The 22770-nt window shown below is 65.6% G+C and carries 13 protein-coding genes and 1 tRNA gene; 9 read left to right on the top strand and 5 right to left on the bottom strand.

What is annotated here, in order from left to right; genetic code table 11:
- Positions 1–2 precede the first annotated feature (2 nt).
- Positions 3–1493 (top strand): HAMP domain-containing sensor histidine kinase, encoded by a 1491-nt coding sequence (locus FCU40_RS01090; RefSeq protein WP_168072339.1) that lies wholly within the window; start codon positions 3–5, stop codon positions 1491–1493.
- Positions 1494–1506: 13 nt separating this feature from the next.
- The gene (locus FCU40_RS01085; RefSeq protein ID WP_168072337.1) at positions 1507–1737 is read left to right on the top strand and encodes a hypothetical protein; all 231 of its coding nucleotides are present in this window, start codon (positions 1507–1509) and stop codon (positions 1735–1737) included.
- A 6-nt stretch (positions 1738–1743) separates the two neighbouring features.
- Here the strand turns inward: FCU40_RS01085 and ggt are convergent, their stop codons facing one another.
- A complete protein-coding gene (gene ggt, locus FCU40_RS01080; RefSeq protein ID WP_168072336.1) occupies positions 1744–3495 on the bottom strand; it encodes a gamma-glutamyltransferase in 1752 nt (583 codons plus the stop codon).
- Positions 3496–3747: 252 nt separating this feature from the next.
- On the opposite strand from ggt, the gene FCU40_RS01075 reads away from it, so the two are divergent.
- A tRNA-Arg gene (locus FCU40_RS01075) sits at positions 3748–3824 on the top strand.
- A gap of 269 nt (positions 3825–4093) precedes the next feature.
- On the opposite strand, the gene FCU40_RS01070 is transcribed toward FCU40_RS01075, so the two are convergent.
- Complete coding sequence (locus tag FCU40_RS01070) at positions 4094–5458, bottom strand: HAMP domain-containing sensor histidine kinase (protein WP_168072335.1); 1365 nt, start codon at positions 5456–5458, stop codon at positions 4094–4096.
- Positions 5455–6159 carry a response regulator gene (locus FCU40_RS01065; RefSeq protein ID WP_168072334.1) on the bottom strand — a complete coding sequence of 235 codons (705 nt, stop codon included), beginning with the start codon at positions 6157–6159 and terminating at the stop codon, positions 5455–5457. Before FCU40_RS01065 ends, FCU40_RS01070 begins: the two co-directional genes overlap by 4 nt.
- A 129-nt stretch (positions 6160–6288) precedes the next feature.
- Between FCU40_RS01065 and FCU40_RS01060 the strand changes: the two genes are divergently transcribed.
- Positions 6289–7572 carry a hypothetical protein gene (locus tag FCU40_RS01060; RefSeq protein ID WP_168072333.1) on the top strand — a complete coding sequence of 428 codons (1284 nt, stop codon included), beginning with the start codon at positions 6289–6291 and terminating at the stop codon, positions 7570–7572.
- A gap of 7 nt (positions 7573–7579) precedes the next feature.
- Here the strand turns inward: FCU40_RS01060 and FCU40_RS01055 are convergent, their stop codons facing one another.
- Both FCU40_RS01055 and rhaT read right to left on the bottom strand, forming a co-directional pair.
- Positions 7580–7753, bottom strand: a complete 174-nt coding sequence (locus tag FCU40_RS01055) for a Hin recombinase (RefSeq protein ID WP_241693525.1) — start codon at positions 7751–7753, stop codon at positions 7580–7582.
- A gap of 308 nt (positions 7754–8061) precedes the next feature.
- Positions 8062–9132 carry an L-rhamnose/proton symporter RhaT gene (rhaT, locus tag FCU40_RS01050; RefSeq protein WP_168072332.1) on the bottom strand — a complete coding sequence of 357 codons (1071 nt, stop codon included), beginning with the start codon at positions 9130–9132 and terminating at the stop codon, positions 8062–8064.
- Positions 9133–9797: 665 nt separating this feature from the next.
- Here rhaT and pelA point away from each other — a divergent pair.
- From pelA to FCU40_RS01025, 5 genes are all read left to right on the top strand, one after another.
- Positions 9798–11141 carry a pectate lyase gene (gene pelA, locus FCU40_RS01045; protein ID WP_168072331.1) on the top strand — a complete coding sequence of 448 codons (1344 nt, stop codon included), beginning with the start codon at positions 9798–9800 and terminating at the stop codon, positions 11139–11141.
- Positions 11142–11312: 171 nt separating this feature from the next.
- Positions 11313–14645 (top strand): TonB-dependent receptor, encoded by a 3333-nt coding sequence (locus tag FCU40_RS01040; protein WP_241693524.1) that lies wholly within the window; start codon positions 11313–11315, stop codon positions 14643–14645.
- 54 nt (positions 14646–14699) lie between these two features.
- On the top strand, positions 14700–17384 hold the full coding sequence (locus tag FCU40_RS01035; protein ID WP_275052034.1) for a glycosyl hydrolase: 2685 nt from the start codon (positions 14700–14702) through the stop codon (positions 17382–17384).
- A gap of 165 nt (positions 17385–17549) precedes the next feature.
- Positions 17550–19793 (top strand): hypothetical protein, encoded by a 2244-nt coding sequence (locus FCU40_RS01030; RefSeq protein WP_168072325.1) that lies wholly within the window; start codon positions 17550–17552, stop codon positions 19791–19793.
- A 259-nt stretch (positions 19794–20052) separates the two neighbouring features.
- Entirely contained in the window at positions 20053–22749 is a 2697-nt protein-coding gene (locus tag FCU40_RS01025) for a TonB-dependent receptor (protein ID WP_168072323.1), read from the top strand.
- Positions 22750–22770 lie beyond the last annotated feature (21 nt).

Raw genomic sequence — 22770 nt, 5'->3', positions numbered from 1 at the left:
TGATGGCCGATCCGGTTTCGCCGTCGGAGAATGAGATCGCCCTGACGCGGAAGCGGTTTCCGTGGCCGGGCGGCCTGTCGGCGCGCCTTCTGCTGTTCACCGCCATCGTCGTCACCTTCGGCGGTCTGCTGGTCCTGCCGCCGACCCTGGCGGCCTACGAGGAAAGCTGGCTGCTGGACCGCGTGCGCTCGGGCGAACTGGCCTCGACCATCGCCGAATCCGATCCCAACCTGCGGGTCAGCGACGCGGTCGCCAACCAGATGTTCGACCAGGCCGGGGCCGTCACCGTGGCCGTCCAGGCCGAGGGCGCCCGACGCCTGGTCCTGCCGCCCAAGCAGCCGTTCAAGACCCCCTATCTGGTTGATCTGCGCCGCCAGAACCCCGGCTCGTGGCTGGCCGCCCCTTTCTTCACCCTGACCAGCCCGCCCGGCAGCATGGTCCGCGTGATGGCCGAGCCGCGCTTCCGCAAGGCTGAATTCGTCGAGGTCGTTCTGCCCGACGCGCCGCTGAAGGCGCAGCTGATCAGCTATTTCTGGAAGCTGACCGGCGTGACGGTGTTCGTCGCCAGCCTGGCGGGGCTGTTCGTCTATGCGTTCCTGAACATCTTCCTGGTGCGGCCGATGCAGCGGATCACCCGGGCCATGGAGGCGTTCCGGGGCGACCCCGACGATCCCGCAGCCCGCATCGCCGTCTCCAAGCGCCGCGACGAGATCGGTCGGGCCGAGGCCGAGCTCGACCGGATGCAGGCCGACCTGCTGGCCGCCCTGTCGTCCAAGGCCCGCCTGGCGGCCCTGGGCGAGGCGGTGGCGAAGATCAATCACGACCTGCGCAACATGCTGACCAGCGCCCAGATGGCGTCGGACCGCCTGGCCGCGCTCGGCGATCCCAAGGTCGCCCAGGCCCTGCCGCGTCTCGAGCGGGCCCTCGACCGCGCCATCACCCTCGCCTCGGACGTCATGGCCTATGGCAAGTCCAAGGAGCCCGAGCCGGTGACCCGCGTCATCCCGCTGCGTCCCGCGCTGGACATGGCCGCCGAGGACGCCGGCCTGACCGCCCAGGGGGTGGTGCTGCAGACGGTGATCGGCCCGCGCGAACAGATCCTGGCCGATCCGGACCAACTGCACCGCATTCTGACGAACTTGCTGCGCAACGCCCGCGAGGCGATCGAGGGCGCGCCGGATCGCGGCGGCAAGGGCAAGGTGTTCGTCGAGCTGCGTCGCGTCGAGGGCCTGAGCGTCCTGCGCCTGTCCGATGACGGTCCGGGCGTGCCCGAGCGGGCGCGGACCAACCTGTTCCAGCCCTTCGTCGGCTCGGCGCGGCGCGGCGGGACGGGCCTTGGCCTGGCCATCGCCCGCGAGCTGGCCCAGGGCCACGGCGGGGATTTGACGCTCGTGGAAACCGGTCCGGGCGGCTCGGTGTTCGACCTGACTCTAGCCGGCGTCCCAGAGCCCTCGCCGGAGAGCGATGATCGCGCCGACGCATCGGCGAATTAGGAGAATGTCCCGCATGGCGACCACCTGGACCATCGCGGTGATGATCGGCGCCTCGCCCGACGGCGCGCCGGTGCATCAGGTGACGGTCGAGGCGCCCGACGCGCCGACCGCCCTGCGGCGCGTGGCGGCGATGATCGCGGTCGAGGACGCCGCGGCGTCTGACCTGCTGCTGGACGGCCAGGAGGAGGTGTTCTCCCGCGCCGAGGTCGAGACGGGCCTGGAAGAGCACCAGGCCCGCGTCTGACCGGCTTTAAAGGCCCTTGGCGACGCCCTCGCGGCGCGGATCGGCGCCGCCTTCCAGAACGCCGCCCTTGCGCACGATGACGCCTTGCAGGCCCGAGCCCTCGATCTGGCCGGTCTTCACCCCCACGCCGCGCGCGTTCAGCGCCGACAGCATCGCCGGGCCGAACAGGTCGGCGTCGCCCGAATAGGCGTCGCCGCGCGCCACCAGGTTCGGCAACGACACCGCCTGCTGCATGTTCAGGCCCCAGTCGAACACGCCGACCATGGCCTTCAGATTGTAGGAGAGGATGGCGTTGCCGCCGGGCGAGCCCAGGGCGGCGACGAACTTGCCCGTCTTCTTGTCCAACATGATGACCGGGGACATCGACGAGCGCGGCCGCTTGCCGCCCGCCACGGCGTTGGCCGCCGGCGCGCCGTCCTTCTCGGTCGGCGAGAACGAGAAGTCGGTCATCTGGTTGTTCAGGAAGAAGCCGTTCACCATCCGGCCGTTGCCAAAGATGCTCTCGACCGTGGTGGTCATGGAGACCACATTGCCCTTCGTGTCCACGACGACGAAGTGGGTGGTGCCGCCGGGCTCCTTGGTGGCGTCGACGCCGACCTTGGGCGCGCCGGCCGGGTGGCCGAACGGCGGCGGATCGCCGGCCGTCGTCGTGATCAGCTTAGCCCGTTCGGCGACGTATTTCGGATCCAGCAGGCCCTGCACCGGCACGGTGACGAACGACGGATCGCCGACATAGCGGTCGCGGTCGGCGTACATGACCCGCTCGGCCTGGGCCAGCAGGGTCCACGCCACCGGATCGGTCGGGCCGCGCTTGGCGATGTCGGTGTGTTCCAGCATGGCCAGGGCCTGCAGGAGGGCGACGCCGCTCGACTGCGGATTGGGCACGCAGACGGCATAGACCTTCCAGGGCCGGCACAGGGCGTCGGCCGAGCGCGGCTTGTAGGCCTTGAGGTCCGTCAGGGTCATGCTACCGGGCAGGTCGCCCTGATGCACCCGATCGACGATCGCCTGGGCGATCGGACCTTCGTAGAGCGCCGAGGGGCCCTCGGCGGCCAGACGCCGCACCGTCTCGGCATAGGCCGGGTTCTTCAGCACGTCGCCGGCCTGGTAGCGATTGCCGTCCGGCTTGGTGAAGTACTTCACCGCGTCGGGCGCGCTGGCCTGCGGCGCGCGGGCGCTGTTGATCATGCCGGCCAGGCGCGGGCTGACCACGAAGCCGTCGGCGGCTAGCGTCTGGGCGTCCTTGAACAGGCTCTTCCAGGCGAGCTTGCCGTGTTCCTTCTGGGCCTGGGCCAGCATCGCCACCGCGCCGGGCACGCCGGTCGAGCGGCCGGACATCAGGCCGGTGATGAAGGGCAGGGGCTTGCCGTCAGGGCCCAGGAACATGTCCGGGCCCGCGGCGGCCGGCGCGGTCTCGCGGCCGTCATAGGCCGTCACCTTGCCGGTCTTGGCGTCGTAGAAGACCATGAACGCGCCGCCGCCCAGGCCCGAGCTTTGCGGCTCCACCAGGCCCAGCACGGCCTGGATCGCCACGGCCGCGTCGACCGCGCTTCCGCCCTCGCGCAGCACCCGCAGGCCCGCCTGCACGGCCAGCGGATTGGCGGCGGCCACCATGCCCTTGGCGATCGGCGAGTGGGCCGCCGGCCTGGGCTTGGGCATGGCCAGCGGAATCGATTCCGCCTGGGCCGCGACCGGCGCGACCGCCAACTGGACGCAGGCGGCCAGGGCGAGCAGGGAGGGCGACAAGATACGACGCATTCGGATCCTCTTGACCAGCGCGAGGGACGGCCTGCCCGCCGACCCGGAAGGGGTTCATGGACACCAAACCCGCGGCCCTGTCACGCCCAGATCCTCTTTGAGCGTCGCCAATCGCCCCGATGATCCCCGGCGCGGCAAGGTCCCACCGTCCGCCGAACGCCGATGCGCGAAACTTTTCGAATTTTCCGGAAAACCGGGCTTGCGTCCCCGGAATGAACCGGCTATCTCCCCCGCCTCGCCGCAAGGCAGTGCGCGCCCGTAGCTCAGCTGGATAGAGCATCAGACTACGAATCTGAGGGTCGGACGTTCGAATCGTTCCGGGCGCGCCATTCTTCCAAACATCGTTGAAAACCCTGCGGTTTCACCGTCTGGAAGACCGTCTTCGGACGATTGCTACACAAACCTGCTACACAATCGCACCGACGATCAGACCCTAAGTGTTTGCGAACACTCAGGAAAGCACGCGCGCGACTGCTACGCAGACCGTCTACACAAAGTTCGAACGCATTTCGTCCGAAGGGCCGGTCGCCTCTATTACCGGCGACGTGTTCCCGATGCCCTGCGGGAGACGCTCGCAGAATGTCTTTTTGAACGTACGCTAAGCGAGGGAGCGTGACGGGAGACGGAGTGTTGCGCGGAGGCCATGCGGTTGCCGATTGTCCAATATCAGCCTGCCGCCATGCGCGACGGCGATACGATCCACGATCGCCAAGCCGAGGCCTACCCCACCTGTCGCGCGGCTTCGCGATGGTTCGAGCCTCCTGAACGGTGCGACGATGCCACCGACGTTGTTCAGAGGGATGCCGGGTCCGGAATCATCGACATGGATGCACACCTGCGTGTCGCGATCCTCCACCGACAGGATGGCATTTCCCGCGTAGCGCACGGCATTGTCGATGAGATTGTCGAGCGCGCGGTGAAGAAGGGGTCTGTCTACCATGGCCCAGCCATCATCGAATTGGCCGGCCAGATCGACATCCTGGTCCAGCGAACGCCGATCATCCCGGATTGCGGTGAGAAAGGCGACAAGATCGGTGTGCTGGGGACGCAATCGATGCCGATCGATCAGCGAAAAGCCGAGCACGTCGCCGATCATCGCCGCCATCCGGTCGAGGTCTTGGATTATGCGTTCGCGTTCGCCCGGCGGGACCAGTTCTGCACGGATTCGTAGCCCGGTCAGCGGCGTGCGAAGGTCGTGCGCGATTGCGGCGAACGCCTGGAAGCGTTCCTCCGCCTGATCGGCAAGGCGCTGGTGCATGGCGTTCATCGCTGTGGCGACAGCTCTGATCTCGGCCGGGCCATCATCTTGAAACGGCGGTTGGCTGACCAGGTCGCTCAGCGCTGCACTTTCCGCCAGATTGCGCACCGGGATCGACAGCCGACGCGCTGCGATCCAAACCGGGACTGCGGAGAGCATCAGGGCCAAGCCGAACGCCACGAACAGCCGCAGTCGCCACGCCCCAAGTTGCCGATCGGTCGGCGTGACAGTGCGCCAACGGCCATCGTCCTGCCGAACGGCTGCTTCGAACGCGGGCATTTCCACGTCGGGGCCGATCCGTACATCCGCGCCAAATCGCATCCGAAAACTGCCGGCGCCGCTGTCGACGAGTAAGGTCCTATCACCGACCAAAATGACGCTTTGCCCTGTCGCCTTTCCCTTTCCCGCGCCATCGCTGTCGAGCCAGCGCGCGCGAACCTGATCGGGACGGACGCGCAACATCCGCGCCAGCGAAGCCTCGACCTCCACCACTCGGGGCAATGCGGGCGGCGCCGACCGGATCGTCAGACCAAAGGCGCCGTTCCGCTCGCCTCCCAATATCCTTGCCGCATCGCGAACCGTCATCCGCACCGGCGCAGGGGTGGGCGTCAGCAACACGATGCTCAGGCTCAGGGCGAACCCAAGCACCAGCGTGGTCAGCGCCAGCGTCGCCACCTGGACCAGAATGGAGGGCGACCACCTCATCGACGGGTAACTGCGGCCCGAAACCGATAGCCAAGCCCCCGCACGGTTTCGATCAGGCTTGTCCCGCCCGCGTCGGACAATCGCCGTCGCAGCCGGCTGACCGCTAGATCGATCGCCCGGTCGAAGGGACCGTCATCCGCGCCATGGGTCAGATCGAGTAGCCGATCGCGATCGAGAATCTGTGCCGGGTGCCGGACGAACGCGAGCAGCATCCGCAGTTCGCCCGCAGTAAGTGACACGGGCGCGCCGTCCGGTGCGGTCAGGCGTGCGCTATCCGGCTCAAACAGCCATCCATCGAAGTGATAGGATTGAGGAAATTGCGTGACCGGCGCAGCTTCACGCCGGAGAATCGCTCGGATGCGAGCGAGCAACTCACGCGGATCGAAGGGTTTGGCCAGATAATCCGCCGCACCGATCTCCAGCCCGACGATACGGTCCGTCGTATCCCCGAGTGCGCTGAGCATCAGGATGGGAGGAGCCGCATCACGCAATCTGCGGCAAAGCGAAAGCCCGTCCTCTCCCGGCAGCATCACGTCGAGAATGATCAGGTCGGCGCGGGCGCCGTCCGTCAGCGCATCGAAGCCCCGCGCATCGGGGACGCCCGTGACGGCGAAATCATGCCGCGACAGATAGCCGACGATCGCGTCACGCACGCTGTCGTCGTCCTCCACTACGATGATCCGCGCCACGCTGTTCGTCATGCCTTCTCTTATCGACGGATCGTATCGCGTTCATGTCATGATCGCCGTCCGGGATACAAAGAGGCCATGAAGGCGATACGTTCGCCCGCCAGAAAGCCCGCCTCGCAGTCAAGGCAGGGATCGCACATAATGCCCATCAAGCATCATCGTCGTCTGTGGCTTACGATCGGCGTGATAGCGGAATGCCTCCTTTCCACCGCCGCGCCGGCGCAGCCTCTATCCACACAGCAAGCCAAGGCCGCCAGCGAAGCCATCACGGAATATCACATCCTGTGCCATCGCGATGGCGGACGCTTGTGGGGCAGGAGCCTGTGCGGGCCGATCATGCTGGTCGATCCCGAAACACGGGCGGTTTACGCCGACAGGGATACTACCGGCCATGATTTGCGAGCCTCGGGCGCGCTGTTCATCGGGACGCTGCCTCAGGACATCAGCATGGCGAACACAGCGATCGACTGGGCAGGCACCCGCTGGACGATGGTGCTGTTGCCATTGCCCTCCAATCGCGACCGACGCGAGACCTTGCTGATGCACGAGGCATTCCACCGCATCCAGCCCGATCGCCTTCCCCCGCCCGTGGCGGCTCTGCCGGATCATCTCGACACACTCGACGGGCGCCTGCTCCTGCGCCTCGAATGGCGAGCGCTGGCCCGGGCACTGCAAACGGATGGCGAGCCGCAACGCGCGGCGATCGGTGATGCGCTGGCGTTTCGCGCGCTCCGGCGCAGTCTGGCGATTGAGGCGACCGGGCGGGAGAACGCGCTGGAGATCAACGAAGGGATCGCCGAATATACTGGCAAGCGCCTCGGCGCCGGCAAGGATGCCGTGGCTTCGACGATCGGCACGCTAACCGATTACGACCGGCGCGACGGATATGTGCGTAGCTTCGCCTATGCGTCCGGCCCCGCCTATGGTCTGTTGCTCGACCGGCTGTCTCCAGGATGGCGGAACGGCTTGCGACCAGATAGCGATCTGGGGACATTGCTGCATCATGCCATTGGTCACGGAGCCTTGCTGCCGGTAGAGGCGATCCGCGATCGTTACGGCTTTGCCGGCATCCGATCGGAAGAAACGGCGAAGGCAGAGGCCCATACGCGCCAGGCCGCGCACTGGAGAACCGTGCTGATAGATGGGCCGGTCATACGGCTGCCGCTGATCGACATGCGGATCGAGTTTAATCCGCAGAACGTCTTCACGCTGCCACCATCAGGCACCGTCTATCCGACAGCCACCATCCGCGACGCCTGGGGCACACTGACGGTCGAGCAAGGCGTACTGATCGCGCAGGACTGGAAGTCGGCATCGATCGCCGGTCCCGGTAGCGCGCGTGGCAACGACTATGCCGGAGCGGGATGGAGCCTCAAGCTTTCGCCGGATTGGATGGTGTCGAACGGCTGCGTGGAACATCGATGACAGCGGATCATCGTTTCCTTGCCAGCAGCTTTTCGCCATCGGGCCTGATCTCACCTTTGGGCGTGACGTGTCGGTAGAGCGTCTGGCGGGTGATACCGAGTTCGGCGCACAGCTCGGCGACCTTGGTTTCGGGCTTGCCCATCGCGGCCTGGGCGAGGCGTAGCTTGGCGGGTGCGGACAAGAAATCCTATGGCGTTAGTTCGTCATGATCGTGCATTCAGCTAGAGAGCCATGTGGTACGCATAGTTCTCAGTACCTACCGCTTCAGCGCGCCATTTTCTCCTAATGATTTCAAATGGTTCGCGGGCGCTCGGTTGAGCTTGCCGCGTCGCTGGCGGCTGTAACGGCTGTAACCAGCTTGGCCTTTCTGCGTGAAAGCAGTCGGCGGGAACATGGTTTCGCCATTTAATCAAAGACATAGCGATATGATTGTAGTCTGAGGCTCATTTCCCGAAAGGTATGCTTGGTAGAGCCGACGCGATGCATGGCCTAGGCGGCGCCGATCTTGTTGCCGTAGCCGATGACGATGGTGGCGACGATGAGGAGGGCGACGCCGCTCCAGACCGTGGCCTTCACGGCTGGTCGAGCGTCCTTCCATTCGCGTAGGGCGAAGCCCCAAACGGTGCCGAAGATGATGATGCTGGCCATGTGCAGGGTCCAGCTGGAAAAGCCGAACTTGCCCATCTGGCTTTCGCCCATGGTGTAGAAGAAGAATTGGAAGTACCAGGCGACGCCAGCGAGGGCGCAGAGCAGATAGTTGACCAGGAGCGGCGGCTTCGACGCGTCGGCCTCCACGCTCTCGCCCAGCCATTGGCCGGCGCTCTTGTTGCGCGCGATCAGGTAGCCGCACCATAGCCCATTGGTCAGAAGGCCGCCAAACATCACCAAGCATAACACGGGCAGACCGGTCCACAGGGGACCGGTGCCGGCGGCGGCGGAGATCGCCTTGATCGGCTCGCCCGCGGCCAGGCCAAAGGCGAAGCAGGCGGACATGATCCCCGAGAAAATGGCCACGGCGACCCCCTTCTTGAAATCGAACTCGGCGATGACGGCCTTCTTGGCGTCTTCGGAGAGCGCGGCGTCCTTGCGCGCCCCCGCCAGCGCCACAACGACTATGCCCGCCAGGGTGATGGCCAGGCCCAACAGAATGATTCTGCCCGAGGCGTTGTTCAGCAGCTTCTCGGCGAAGTCGCCCTGGACGATCGGCGGGATCAGGGTGCCGAACACCGTGCAGAGGCCGAGCACCACCGCCATGCCGAGCGACAGGCCCAGATAACGCATGGTCAGGCCGTAGGTCAGGCCGCCGAAACCCCAGAGGACGCCGAAAAGGATGCAAAGGCCGGCGATGGTTCCTGGGGTTTGGCTCATCACGCCGAGCAGGTCTCGGGTCTGGACGGCGGCGAAGAACCATGGGGCCAGCAGCCACGAGAAGATCCCTCCCGTCAGCCAGAAGACCTCCCAAGACCAGCGGCGCACGCCGCGATAGGGCACGTAAAAGCTCGCCGAGGCTAGGCCGCCCAACCAGTGGAACAGCACGCCGAGCAGCGGATTGGGCGTCATGGTCTCTTCCCTTGTTTGTCTTTGTTGCGCCGGTTCGGCGAGGCGGAAAAACGATGGTCGGCGGTGCGGAGCGGCGCTTTGTCGGGAAGCTATCCCTCGGGAAGACTCCACGCGATTTGGCCCGCGCCTCCCTCCCCAACACAACCCGTGACACGCCATCGGTCAGCGGGGGGCGGCGCGCTCAGTCAGCGTTCGTCGGTCTATTCGTCTTCTGTTCCACAATATGAGAAGTTGTGCTATAAAATGAAACCGGCGTCAAGGGGACCGGAGTCGGTGGCGGATGACGAAACGCGGCGCCCAAGGCCGTCGGCGGCAGCCAGACCCTCTTCCGTGGCCTGGATCCGCTGGACGTCGATGCGCGACTAAGCCCCGCGCGGGGTCGCCTTCGACCTGGAAAAACACCGCGCGCGCCCGTCGGGTGGCTCGCCCCGCTCAGCGCTGAATTCATGGAAACGCTGGGTGAGGAGGGGCAGCCGATCCGCATGGATGAAATTTGTTCCATCGGTGGTTGACTTCCGTCGAGCAAGGTATTTCCATGATGTGACTAACTATACCAAAATATGGGATTTACGTGCTGTGAAGCGCGCCCCGGCGTCGCGGCGATCGCGGTGAGCCCGGTCAGCGCATCGGCGGTGTCCCAAGAAAAACGGTCAGGTGAGGAAGTGATGCGGAACAACGGACGGATCGGCACGACCGTAAGGATGATCCTTGGTCGCTCGGGACTGGTCGGCGGCGTTTGCGTCGCCGCCCTGACGGCGTTTGCCCAGTCGACCGTCGTCCACGCCGCCGTGATCGGCAAGAACCAGCCCGCGCAATCGCTCACCGTGGAGCGTCTCTCGGAGCTGCCGCCCGCGCAGCGCGCCGCCTGGGCCGCCTACATCAAGCGTTCGCAAGCCCAGATGGCGACGGACAAGGCGACATTGGCCGCCGAGCTCGCGCCCGGCCAACAGCCGCCTCCGCCGCCGGAGGCGGGCAGCGGCCACATGCCGCTCGACAGGGACCCTGCGTGGTACGCCGGCCCGGAGGCCCGCGCGATCGCCGACACGATCCTCAGCTTTCAGACGCCAGCCGGCGGCTGGAGCAAGAATCAGGACCGCACCAAGCCGCCGCGCCTGAAGGGCCAGCGCTACGCCAACAACGCCGAGCACATGGCGTTGGACGACAGTTTCGATGCTCCCAAGGACCGCTTTTGGACCTTTGTCGGCACGCTCGACAACGACGCCACCACGACCGAGATGCGCTTCCTGGCGAAGGTCCAGCAGCAGCTTCCCGGCAAGGACGGCGACGCTTATCGCGCCAGCATCATCAGGGGTGTCAAATACCTGCTGGCGGCCCAGTACCCGAACGGCGGCTGGCCGCAGATCTATCCGATCGAAGGCGGGTTCCACGACGCCGTGACGTTCAACGATAACGCCGTGGCCGAGGCCGCGATGATCCTGGAGGACGTCGCCGAGGCTCGGCCCGAATTCGCCTTCGCGTCGCCGAGCTTGCGCAAGGCCGCCGGCGAGGCGTCCGCTCGCGCCATTCGGCCGATCCTGGATTCCCAGGTCGTGGTCGACGGCAAGAAGACCTTGTGGCCGCAGCAGGTCGACCCGCTGACGCTGAAGCCCAGCTCGGCCCGCGACTACGAGATGCGGTCTTTGGCCAGCGGCGAAAGCACCGACATCCTGCTGTTCCTTATGCGCCAGCCCAAGCCAACGCCAGAAGTCAAAGGCGCGATCCATGCCGGCGTGGCGTGGCTCAAGGCCCATGCGATCTACGACAAGGCCTTCACCAAGGTGAGCGACGAAGAGGGGCGCAAGCTGATCGATAAGCCCGGCGCGGGTCCGATCTGGTCGCGCAATTACGACATTCGCACCGGCCAGCCGATCTTCGGCGACTGGGGCAAGACGATCCATGACGACGTCAACGAGATCTCCAAGGGGCGCCGCAACGGCTATTCCTGGTACTCGGCCGGCCCTCAGAAGGCGCTGGACGCCTATGAGCGCTGGGCGCCCGCCAATCCATAGGGCGGCTGGCGCCTGAGCGGCGAAGACCAGGACGACATCGACTGGACGCGAAAGGGGGGCTTTCCCACGGGGGTGGGGCGGCCGGGAAGATCCATGGGCGTGACCGTGAAAACGCGGCGCGCCTGTCGAGACACGAAAACAAAAGGCCGCGAGGCCGGGGGCAGGGAACAGATGAAACTCTCAATTACCGCGGACGCCGTCGCCGTGAAGCTGATGGTTGGCGCCTCGATCCTAGCGCTGGCCGCCGGGGCCGCGAGCGTGGGCCGCGCCCAGAGCGTCGCGCCCACGACCGCCTCGCCGGTCGCCGGCGAGCAAGTCGAGGAGGTCGTCGTCGTGGGGGCGCGCAAGGCCGAGCAGTCGGCGATCCAGCGCAAGAAGCGCGCGGCCACCAACCAGGACTCGATCGTCGCCGATGACGTCGGCAACTTCCCGGACAAGAACGTCGGCGAAGCCGTCGCCCGTATCGCCGGCGTCGCGCTGGATGTCGCCGACGACGGCCAGCAGGGCGGCTTCACCATCCGGGGCCAGGGCGCGGACCTGGTGCGGGTCGAGGTCGATGGCATGTCGATGCTGTCGACCAGCAGCCAGGACGGCCGCTCGGTGACGAGCCTGGGCGACATGTCTTCGGACCTGATCAAGAGCGTCGACGTGATCAAGGGCCAGACCGCCGACATGACGCCGGGCGGCGTCGGCGGGACCGTGCGCATCGAGCAGCGCGGCGGCCTGGATTTCTCCAAGCCCACGGCCAAGCTAAACGTCCAGTACCAGAACAATTCCCTGGAGAGTAAGTGGACGCCGCGCATCAACGGGTTCGCCACCCGCAAATTCTTCGACGATCGCCTCGGGATCCTGATCAACTTCACCTACGACGATGCGCGCACGGTGACCGACACCGCGCGCGTTTCGGACAAGCAGGCCGGCTATCTGCCGCTCGGCGACCAGGACAACTCGCCGAACAAGAGTTTCTCGACGCCTTACGACCCTCGCGCGGCGGCGGTGACCACCAAGGCCGGCTGCGCCGCCCTTGGGGCGCCAGCGGCCGGACAGCCGGATTCCCGTCTGAACTGCTTCGCGCAGTGGGAGGATTTCGTCCCCTCGCTGGTGCGTTTCAGCCGCGGGGTCCGCGAGGACAAACGCTACTCGGCTCAGTTTCGCGCCGACTTTCGCGTCAACAACGACCTGACGGTCTTCGCGTCGTACAACCCCAACATCAATCGTCAGAATTCCGACGCCTTCAACCTAAGCGTCGCCAGCCCGACCGGCTCGACCAGCGCCGCGGGCGTCCTGACGACCAGCATGCGGAACGTGACGGTCAATGCGAACCACTATGTCACGCAGTACGATCTGATCCGGGGAAACGGCTCGACGACCCTGAACTGGACCTCGCAGGATCGCTATATCGAAAGGCGAGACCAGCAGCATTACTTGCAGGCCGGCGCGGACTTCAACAAGGGGGCCTGGACCGTCAAGGCCCGCGCCCAGTACGCCTTGGCCAAGAGCAAGCGCGAGGATGAGGCGTTCAGTTTCGTCGCCTCGATCCCGCAGGCGACCTTCCAGATGGTTCCCGAAAACGGCCTGTGGACGATGTTCGCGCCGTCATCGGTCGATCTGACGAGCGCCGCCGCCTACTATCCGGTCCTGGGCGCCAATGGACTGAGCGCCACTTCGCAACTCGAATATACACCGCAGGCCGACAAGAGTTCTGAACTGAACTACCAGATCGACGTCACGCGCGATTTCGACCATTTCGGTCCGCTGAAGACCTTCAAGTTCGGTCTGCAACGCCGCGATCACGACAACAACACCTGGCGGGAAGACAGCTTCGACATCGCGCCTGGCGTGACCCTGTATCGCGCGCGCAGCCTGGACCTGCTGCAGTACTGCGTCCCTTCGGCGGCCCCCGCCAGCGCGCCTTGCGTGTTTGGAACGGCCAACCGGCCCAGCACGACCGTCAAGGACCAGCAGTACCGCACCTACACCCTGACACAGGCTCAGTATCAGTCGCTAATCAACAACAGCCTGCAAGACATTCCTGGCGGTCAGTTCTTCGGCGGGATGCCGGGCCGGGGCAACCTGCTCGACAGCTGGTCGGCCTTCAACTTCCAGACCTTCTTCAACGAGCTGGGTCAGTACGCCGATCTTAGCCGCCACAATCCCAGCTGCCTTTACAGCTGCCTCGCCTCCGACGGTAAGACGTACAAGCGACCGTCCTATTCGACCAACGAGAAGACGACCTCGGCCTATGCCATGGTCGACTTCGAGACGCGCCTGGGCTGGATGCCCGTCACGGGCAACTTCGGCGTGCGTTATCAGCAGGTCGAGGTCAATGGACAGCCGTCGATCGTCATCAACAACCTCACCATCGATCCGGCGATCCTGGCGGCCCTTAACGCCGGCCAGACCGTCGATCCGAACAAGGTGATCAACAGCACCTTCGTTTCGCGCCAGCAGACCAGCATCAGCCGCAAGTCGAACGACTTCCTGCCCAGCTTCAATCTGGCGCTGTGGCCGATCGAGGATCAGTTCGTGGTCCGCTACTCGATCGCCAAGCAGCGCGCGCGGCCCAGCATGTTGCAGCTGACGGGCAACTCGGCGGCGACCTGCAGCAAGATCGACGCCACGACCCGGGCGGCCATCGAGAAGCTGATCGCGCAATATCCCAATCAGTTCAACGACCCGAACGTCGACGATGAGGACGCCGGCGCGACGATCCGCGGCGACGCGGCCAACAACTGCTCTGGCCGCATCGGCAATCCGCAGTTGAAGGGCTACGCCGCGACGACCCAGAACCTGTCGGCGGAGTGGTATCCGAACCGCGACACCCAGCTGAGCGTCGGCTTCTTCGCGATCGACGTGAAGTCGGGCTATCCCGACACCACCACGATCAACGGCTACGAGATCCAGGGCGAGACCTACACGGTCGACACCTACATGGACGGCCCGAGCGGGTTGAAGCAGAAGGGTTTCGAAGTGGCGGGCCGCACGGCGTTCACCTTCCTGCCGTGGCGCTTGAAATATACCGGCGCGGGTTTCAACTACGCGCGCAATAGGTCGAACGAGACCAATACGGTCGTCGACCTGTTCACGGGCAAGGCCCTGCCGCCGACCAAGCAGTCCAACTACACCTACAACCTGAACTTCTGGTACGACGACGGGCGTCTGAACGCGCGCGTGGCCTATCAACGCCGCGACTTCTACTATGATCGCACCGACGCTTCGGCCAGCATCAACCGCGTGCCGACGGCCCTCGGCGGCGCGGCGACGTCGTACTACAAGATGGTCTCGCCGATCTTCAAGACGGGGAACAAGTCGCTGGATGCGCGAGCGTCCTACAAGCTGACCTCGCGGCTCCAGCTGTTCGCCGAGGGCAAGAACCTGCTCGACGACAGCGTGTCTCGCTACACGCCGGAGAAGTACCGCAACATCGGCGGGGGTACGCCCTACATCTACGACACCTATTACCTCGGTCGCCGCTATTACTTCGGCTTGATCGCCCAGTTCTAAGTTCGAAGACAGGCCTGGCCTCGAAGGAGGCTGGGCCTTGGAGTTTAAGACACCATGCCGGCAAACGGAGCCTCACGTCGGGGATTTCTGCTCGGCGCCAGCGCGCTGGGCCTGGTCGCCGCCGTGTCCGCGCGCGCGGCTGACCGGGCTGGTCTATCGCGATTGGCGGATAGCTTCGTCCGGCCGCCACCCGAAAGCCGACCCATGGCCCGCTGGTGGTGGTTTGGCGGCGCCGTCGAGGCCGAAGAGATCGTCCGTGAGATCAAGGCGATGAAGGCCGGCGGCTTCGGCGGCTTCGAAATCCAGCCGGTCTATCCGCTGTCGCTGGACGATCCCAAGCTGGGCGTGCGGAACAAGCCCTATCTGTCGAAAGACTTCCTCGACATGGTCACTGTCGCGGCGCGGACGGGCAGGGCGGAGGGCTTGCGCGCGGACATCACGCTCGGGTCCGGCTGGCCCTTCGGCGGGCCCCACATCGACGCCGAACTGGCCGCCGCCCGCATCGTCAAGCTGGACCTGCCCGCGCCCGGCGGTGTCGAGGCCTTGGATCTGCCGGCGCTTGAAACGGGCCAGCGCTATGTGGCCGCTTTCGTGGGAACCTCGCCCGACGACGCCCGGGCCGCCACGATCGACGGCTCGCGGGCCTTGTTCGTCAAGGCCGAGACGGCGCGGACCCTCTATCTCGTTCTGCAAACGCGGACCCGCCAGCAAGTCAAGCGAGCGTCGGTCGGCGCCGAGGGCTTCGTGCTTGACCACCTGAACGCCCGCGCCGTCCGCAAGCATCTCGAGGCGGTAGGCGAACCGCTGATGGCGGCGTTTGGCGATGACCGTCCTTACGCCGTCTTCAGCGACAGCCTGGAGGTCTATGGGGCCAACTGGACGGACGATCTGTTGCCCGAGTTCGAGGCTCGCCGAGGCTACGACCTGACGCCCTATCTGCTGGATCTGTTCCACGACACCGGCCGCTCGGCCGGTGTCCGCCATGACTGGGGGCTAACCCTTTCGGAGCTGATCAGCGAGCGCTACCTGACCCAGGTGAGCGCGTGGGCCAAGTCGCGCCAAACCCTCTTCCGGTCGCAGACCTACGGGACGCCGGCCGTGACCCTGTCCGCCAACCGCCTGGTCGATCTGGCGGAGGGGGAGGGCGCGGAGTGGCGTAAGGCGAGCTCGACCCGTTGGGCCAGCTCGGCCAACCACCTTTACGGCCAGCCGGTGACCTCGGCCGAGAGCTTCACCTGGCTGCACAAGGGCGCCTTTCGAGCGACGCCGCTGGACATCAAGGCCGAGGCCGACGTGCTGATGCTGCAAGGCGTCAACCAGTTCGTTGTTCATGGCTGGCCCTATTCGCCGCCAAAGGTCGCCGAGCCTGGCTGGGCGCTCTATGCCGCCGCGGTGTTCAACGACCACAATCCGTGGTGGCCGGTGATGGCGGATGTGAATCTCTACCTCCAGCGCCTCAGCCACCTGCTGCGCCAGGGCGAGAATGTCGCCGATGTCGCGATCTACGCGCCCACCGAGGACATCATGTCCGGTTTCAAGCCGGGCAAGGGCGTCTCGATCAACGACGCCCTGCGCGAAACGCTTCCGGTCGGCATTGTCGAAGGGCTGATCGACGGCGGCTACAACTTCGACCTGATCGACGGTGACGCCGTCCTGCGGCGGGGGATCCGCCACAACGTCCTGCTGCTGCCGCGCATCCAGCGGATCGCGCCCGAAGTTTACGAGCGGATCCGAGCCTTCGCCGAGGCCGGCGGTGTCGTCATCGCCGTTGGCGCGCCGCCGTCCACGGCGCCGGGCCTGAAGGACGCCGAGGCCCGGAGCCGACGCGTCAACGCTCTGTCCAAGGCGGTATTCGGCGCCAAGCGGGCCGCCATCACCGACGAGGCGGGACTGATCGGCGTGCTCAACCGCTTCCTGCCGCCCGATCTTGGCCAGGCGCCCAAGGGCGTGGGCTATGTCCATCGCCGCCTCGCGGACGGCGATCTTTATTTCGTCGCCAATACCACCAACGCCTCGATCGCCGCGCCGTTGGCCTTCGGCGCGGCGTCCAAGCTTGGTCAGGCCTGGAGCCCGGTCACCGGAACGATCGACGACTTCCGACCGGGCGACGAGATCCGTCTGGCGCCGTTCGAGTCGCGGGTCTTCGTCTTTGGTCGAGACCTTCCCGCGTCGAGCGAGAGTTTTCCCGCCGGCGCGCGTGGCTTTCCCCTGTCGGGCGGATGGCGTTTGCGGGTCGGCGCCAACGCGCGGGAGCTTCCGGTGCGGGCCTTCGGGTCCTGGACCGACGCGCCGTCGCTTCAGCACTTCTCCGGCCGCGGAACTTACACTCGGGAGGTCGAGCTGATGGCGACGGACCTGACCGCGCCGGTGATCATGCTCGACCTGGGGCAGGGCGGTCCCGGCGCCGCGACCGAGCGCGAAGGGCCGGGCTACTACGCCCAATACGACGCGCCGGTCCGTGACGCGGCCGAAGTTTTTGTCAACGGCCAGCGGGCCGGCGCGATCTGGTGCGCGCCATTCTGGCTGGACGTGAAGCCATGGCTGAGGGCTGGACGAAATCGCCTGGAGATCCGCGTCTACAATACCGCGATCAACAGCTTGGCTGGCCGTCCGCCGACTGACTATACGGCCCTGCGGCGGGTCTACGGCGACCGCTTCCAACCGCAGAACATGAGCGCGCTGAAACCCTTGCCGTCGGGCCTGATCTCCGAGCCCGCCCTGAGATTTGGCCTGCCCTAAAGACCGCTCCGATCGAGGCGTCTTCATCCGGCGACGCCTCGATCGCTAGAAATCGTACAATATGAGATGTGATCCGATAAAATGGGTAATGGGCGCCGGCCCGAAGTGGTAGACGTGGCGTTCAACCGTGGTCCAACCGCGGACAAAGCGTTCTGGGAGTAGACGATGCGAAGCGCGCTTCTGGCCGGCTTGGCCGCCCTTGTTCTGGTCGCGCCAGCTGTGGCCCAGCCCATCGACCGCCACGCGCTCGTCACCCGCCACAATGTCAAGCTGGCCAAGGTCGACCCTTCCGCGCCTCTGATGGTCGGCAACGGCCAGATCGGGTTCACCGCCGACATCACGGGCCTGCAGACCTTTCCGGAAGCCTATTCCAAACTCGCGCCGCTCCTGACGGAGGCGCAGTGGGCCTGGCACGCTTTTCCGAACCCGAATAACTGGAGCTACGCCGACGTCACGACGCCGATCGACGTGCGCGGGACCAAGCAGCCCTACGCCTATATGAAGGACTGGAGCGAGGCCGAGAGCCGCCCGGCCATGGCCTATCTACGCGAAAACCCCCACCGCTTTTCGCTGGGGCGCGTGGGGTTGGATCTGCGGGATCGGGCTGGCAATCCGGCTAGGTTCGAGGACCTCACCGGGACGGAGCAGACGCTCGATCTCTGGACCGGCGTCCTGACCAGCCGCTTCGTCTATGATGGCCAGACCGTGACGGTTCGCACGCGGGTGCATCCGACACTGGACATGATCGTCGTCGACGTGGAGTCCGCCCTGGTCGAGCAGGGGCGTCTGAAGCTGTCGGTGAAGTTCCCGGGCGTTTCAAGGACGCTGAACCCGGATCCCTCCGACTGGAGCCATCCGGCGCTGCACACGACCAAGGTGACGGCCGAGGGCGCCGCGCGCCTCGACGTCGCGCGCCGGTTGGACGACACGCGCTACTTCGCCGCTCTGCAAGCCGATCGCGCCGTGGACTTCACGGCGGCCGGGCCGCACGCCTATCTCGTCGGCCCCAAGGCCAGGAGCCGGACGTTGGGCCTCGAGGTCGCCTTCTCGCGCCAGGCCTTGCCGAAACTGCCGACGGTGAAGGCGGCCGATCAGGCGACGCGATCGCACTGGAGATCCTATTGGACCGAAGGCGCCGCCGTCGACTTCTCGGGCAGCGCGGATCCGCGCGCCGCCGAGCTGGAGCGGCGGGTCGTGCTGTCGCAATATCTGATGGCCCTGAACGGCGCGGGCGAGGTCCCGCCGCAGGAGGAGGGGCTGTTCTCAAACAGCTGGAATGGCAAGTTCCATCTCGAGATGCATGCCTGGCACGCCGGCCATTTCGCGCTTTGGAACAAGCCGGAATATCTCGAGCGTAGCCTGCCCTGGTACATTGGCCATCTGAAGGACGCCAAGGCTCGCGCCGCTAGTCACGGCCTGAAAGGCGCCTGGTGGCCCAAGATGGTCGGACCTGACGGCGTTGACAGTCCTAGCAAGGTCTCGCCCTTCATCATGTGGCAGCAACCGCATCCGATCTGGATGTCGGAGCTGATCTGGCGTGACAAGCCGACCAAGGCGACTTTGGCCAAGTACGGCCAACTGGTCTCCGAAACCGCCGACCTGCTGGCCAGCTTCCCGCATCGCGACGACAAGGGCCGCTTCGTGGTCGGTCCGCCGATCATTCCGGTACAGGAAAACCACGATCCGCTGACGACCTTCAATCCCGCGTTCGAGTTGGAATACTACCGATGGGGCCTGGAGACGGCGCAGCGATGGCGCCTACGCGCCGGCCTGGCGCGCAAGCCCGAATGGGACGCGGTGATCAACGGTCTCGCCCCGTTGGCGACCAAGGATGGACTATACCTGCCCGCGGAGTCCGCGCCCGACTTCTGGGCCGTCGCCAAGAGCCAGCCGTGTTCCAGGCGCGCCGTTGGCGCCCAGTGTATGAACCGCGACCACCCCTCGTTCCTGATGGCTTATGGCCTGATCCCCGGCAAGGCGGATCCGGAGACCATGCGGCGCACGTTGCGGGCGGTGGAGAGCGACTGGGATCTGCGCCAGACCTGGGGCTGGGACTATCCGATGGCGGCGATGACCGCCGCCCGGTTGAACGAGCCCGAGAAGGCCGTTGACTGGCTGTTCTACGACGCCAAGAACAACAAGTTCGGCGTGTCGGGCATGACGCCCCGCGTGCATCTGGACGAACACGCCCAGGCCTTCGTGCCCAAGGCCGGGGAGGGGGGCGAGGTCGGTCCCGACGGCCCTGGCTACACGCGAGCCGCCGAGACCTATTTCCCGTCGAACGGCTCGCTGCTGGCGGCCGTCGCGATGATGGCTGGGGGATGGGACGGCTCGAAGGGGCCCGCGCCGGGCTTCCCGAAGAACGGCAAATGGACCGTTCGCGCCGAAGGCTTTAAGCGGCTTCCCTAGAGCTCAATATTTGGAGCGCGGTCGAGCGGTTCAGTCGCTCATACCCAACGCGTTCTAGGCGCGGCCGCGGCGCGTGCGTCGCCCGAGCCACCGCTCCCTATCCGCACGTCAATTTCCCGGACATCCTGGCCAAATGGCAAAACGGGGGGTTGCGTTTCTTCGAGATGATGAGCAATATATGGATAAATATCCCACAATATGAAAAATTGTGGGCAATGAAGACACCGGTGTCAAAGCGCCGTTTGGGAAGAAACACAGGATGATGTCGAGCACCTTCAAGGCGCGTCTGCTGGTCTCTTGCGCGGCCATGACCATTGCTGGCTTTGCCAGCGCTGGCAAAGCTTCCGCCCAGACCGCCGCTCCTCCAGCCTCGGGCCAGACCCAGGTCGAGGAAGTCATCGTCACCGGCTACCGTTCTAGCCTCGGCAAGGCTCTGGGCGCCAAGCGCGCCAGCATCGGCGCGATCGACACGATCCTGGCCGAGGACATCGCCGCCTTTCCCGACCAGAACCTGGCCGAAGCCATCCAGCGCCTGCCGGGCGTGACCATCGATCGCGTCGGCGGCGAAGGTCGCCAGATCTCGGTGCGCGGCCTGAACGCCGACTTCACCCGCGTGCGCATCAACGGCGTGGAAGCCATCGCCACGGGCGGCGGCAATCGCAGCCGCGGCTTCGACTTCAACGTCTTCGCCTCGGAACTCTTCAACAGCATCACGGTGCGCAAGACCCAGTCAGCCGACATCGCCGAGGGATCGCTGGGCGCGACGGTCGACCTGCAGAGCGGTCGCCCCTTCGACTACACCGGCTTCAAGGCCGCCGCGTCGGCCCAAGGCAGCCTGAACAGCATCACCGACCGCGTCCTGCCGCGGGCGGCCGGCCTGCTCAGCTGGTCCAACCCGGACAAGACCTTCGGCGTGCTGGCCTCGGTGGCATACTCCAAGCGCCAGCCGGTGGCCGAGGGCTTCAATACGACGCGCTGGCAAGGCGCCGACGCCAGCGACAACTTCGCCGGTTGCTCGAAGTGCGCGACGCCCGCGGAGCTTGCGAAGGTTCAGAACGCCTTCTACCCGCGCATCCCGCGCTACACCGCCTCCAAGATCGACTCCGAACGCCTGGGCGTCACCTTCTCCACCCAGTGGCGGCCGAGTTCAAAGGCGGAACTGTCGCTGGACGTCCTGTATTCGGACCTCAACCAGTTCACCGAAAGCCCGAACCTGGAGGCCATCTCGTTCAGCCGCTCGAACGCGGCGGGCGTCGGCGCGACCATCGTCCGCGACTACGCGATCAACGACCGCAACACCTTCACCTATGGGGTGTTCGACAAGGTCGACGTCCGCTCGGAGAATGGCACGCAGCGCGATCACACCACCTTCAGTCAGGTCACCCTGACCGGAAAGTACGCGTTCAGCGACCGGCTGCGCGGCCAGGCCCGCATCGGCGTGGCCAATTCCGACTACCGCATGCCCGAGCAGATCTCGTTCCAGCTCGATCGCAACGACGTCAACGGCTACATCTATGATGGTCGCCAGAACGACCGCACGCCGATCATCACCTACGGCTTCGACGTCACCAATCCGGCGCTGTTCACCCTGACCGAAATGCGTTCGGCGGTGCAGACCTCGCTGAACATCACCCGCACCGCCGGCGGCGATCTGGAGTTCGACGTCGACCAGCACCTGAAGCTGCGCGGCGGGCTCGACGCCCAGCAATATGTGGTCAAGTACCGGGGCGCCAATCGCAACCAGGTCCTGACCGGCGCGAACCAAGTGGTCGGCGTGGGCGCTTTCTCCAAGATCGTCGAGTTCGGCCGCGACTTTCCGTTCCCGGGCGGCGATCGCAAGTACGTGGTCGCCGACATCGGCAAGGCCTTGGCCTACACCAACCTGCTGAGCTACCCGCTGGTCGTCCTGCAAGGCGACACGCGCGATGTCGAGGAAAAGGACCTTTCGGGCTTCGGTCAGGCCGTGGTCGACGCCACGATCTTCGGCGGCATGCCGCTGCGTTCGGACTTCGGCTTCCGCGTGGCCCACACCAAGGTCACTTCGCGGGGCTTCATCGGCAGCGGCGTCTATCTGACGGCCAACAACGATTATACCGACGTCCTTCCGTCGATGAACATCACCCTGGAGCCGCGCGACAACTTCATCCTGCGCGGCGGCGTCGCCAAGGTCATGGCCCGTCCGACCCTGGGCAGCCTCACGCCTGGCGGTTCGGTCGGCGCCTCGACGCGCACGGTGAACTTCGGCAATCCGGACCTGGAGCCGTTTCGCGCCACCAATTTCGACCTGTCGGCGGAATGGTATTTCGCCCCGGAATCGCTGCTCGGCGTGGCGATCTTCTACAAGAAGATCGATAGCTTCATCGCCAACCAGACCACCCGCGCCGTCTACAGTTCGCTGGGCCTGCCGGCGAGCCTGCTCAGCACCAGCGCGGGCGTCTCGGTCAACGACATCTTCGACGTCACCAACCCGTACAACGGCGAAGGCGGCTGGCTGAAGGGCGTCGAGGTCCAGTACCAGCAGCCGTTCAAATTTCTGCCGGACTACCTGCGCGGCTTCGGCTTCATCGGCAACTTCACCTACGTCGACTCGAGCGTGAACTACGGCACGAAGGCCGCGCCGAATTACAACAAGCTGACCGGCCAGTCGAAGACCACGGCGAACGCCACGCTGTACTTCGAGCGCGGCAAGTTCAGCGCTCGCACCTCGCTGGCGCGTCGGTCCGGCTTCCTCACCCAGTTCCCCGGCTCGAACGGAAATAGCGAGCACGGCACGCACGGCAGCACCTACTACGACTTCTCGTCGAGCTATAAGCTGCGGCCGAACCTCGTCGTGACGCTGGAAGGCATCAACCTCGGCGACAAGTTCACCGACGCCTATGTCGACGCCGCAGACCGCGTCAGCGACTACCGCCACACCGGGCGGGAGATTCTGCTGGGCGTGCGCTGGACCTACTGACGTTTCAAGAGCCTCCTCCCT

Origin of the sequence: Caulobacter sp. SSI4214 (genome assembly GCF_012184455.1) — a bacterium.
Classification (GTDB): domain Bacteria; phylum Pseudomonadota; class Alphaproteobacteria; order Caulobacterales; family Caulobacteraceae; genus Caulobacter; species Caulobacter vibrioides_E.
Note: the sequence above shows the minus strand (reverse complement) of the source record. Positions and strands in the feature narration are given on the sequence as shown.

Bases quoted from the DNA above. Each gene is read 5' to 3' on its own strand.
- FCU40_RS01090 (WP_168072339.1), top strand. From the start codon at position 3: ATGGCCGATCCGGTTTCGCCGTCGGAGAATGAGATCGCCCTGACGCGG.
- FCU40_RS01085 (WP_168072337.1), top strand. From the start codon at position 1,507: ATGGCGACCACCTGGACCATCGCGGTGATGATCGGCGCCTCGCCCGAC.
- ggt (WP_168072336.1), bottom strand. From the start codon at position 3,495: ATGCGTCGTATCTTGTCGCCCTCCCTGCTCGCCCTGGCCGCCTGCGTC.
- FCU40_RS01070 (WP_168072335.1), bottom strand. From the start codon at position 5,458: ATGAGGTGGTCGCCCTCCATTCTGGTCCAGGTGGCGACGCTGGCGCTG.
- FCU40_RS01065 (WP_168072334.1), bottom strand. From the start codon at position 6,159: ATGACGAACAGCGTGGCGCGGATCATCGTAGTGGAGGACGACGACAGC.
- FCU40_RS01060 (WP_168072333.1), top strand. From the start codon at position 6,289: ATGCCCATCAAGCATCATCGTCGTCTGTGGCTTACGATCGGCGTGATA.
- rhaT (WP_168072332.1), bottom strand. From the start codon at position 9,132: ATGACGCCCAATCCGCTGCTCGGCGTGCTGTTCCACTGGTTGGGCGGC.
- pelA (WP_168072331.1), top strand. From the start codon at position 9,798: ATGCGGAACAACGGACGGATCGGCACGACCGTAAGGATGATCCTTGGT.
- FCU40_RS01040 (WP_241693524.1), top strand. From the start codon at position 11,313: ATGAAACTCTCAATTACCGCGGACGCCGTCGCCGTGAAGCTGATGGTT.
- FCU40_RS01035 (WP_275052034.1), top strand. From the start codon at position 14,700: ATGCCGGCAAACGGAGCCTCACGTCGGGGATTTCTGCTCGGCGCCAGC.
- FCU40_RS01030 (WP_168072325.1), top strand. From the start codon at position 17,550: ATGCGAAGCGCGCTTCTGGCCGGCTTGGCCGCCCTTGTTCTGGTCGCG.
- FCU40_RS01025 (WP_168072323.1), top strand. From the start codon at position 20,053: ATGATGTCGAGCACCTTCAAGGCGCGTCTGCTGGTCTCTTGCGCGGCC.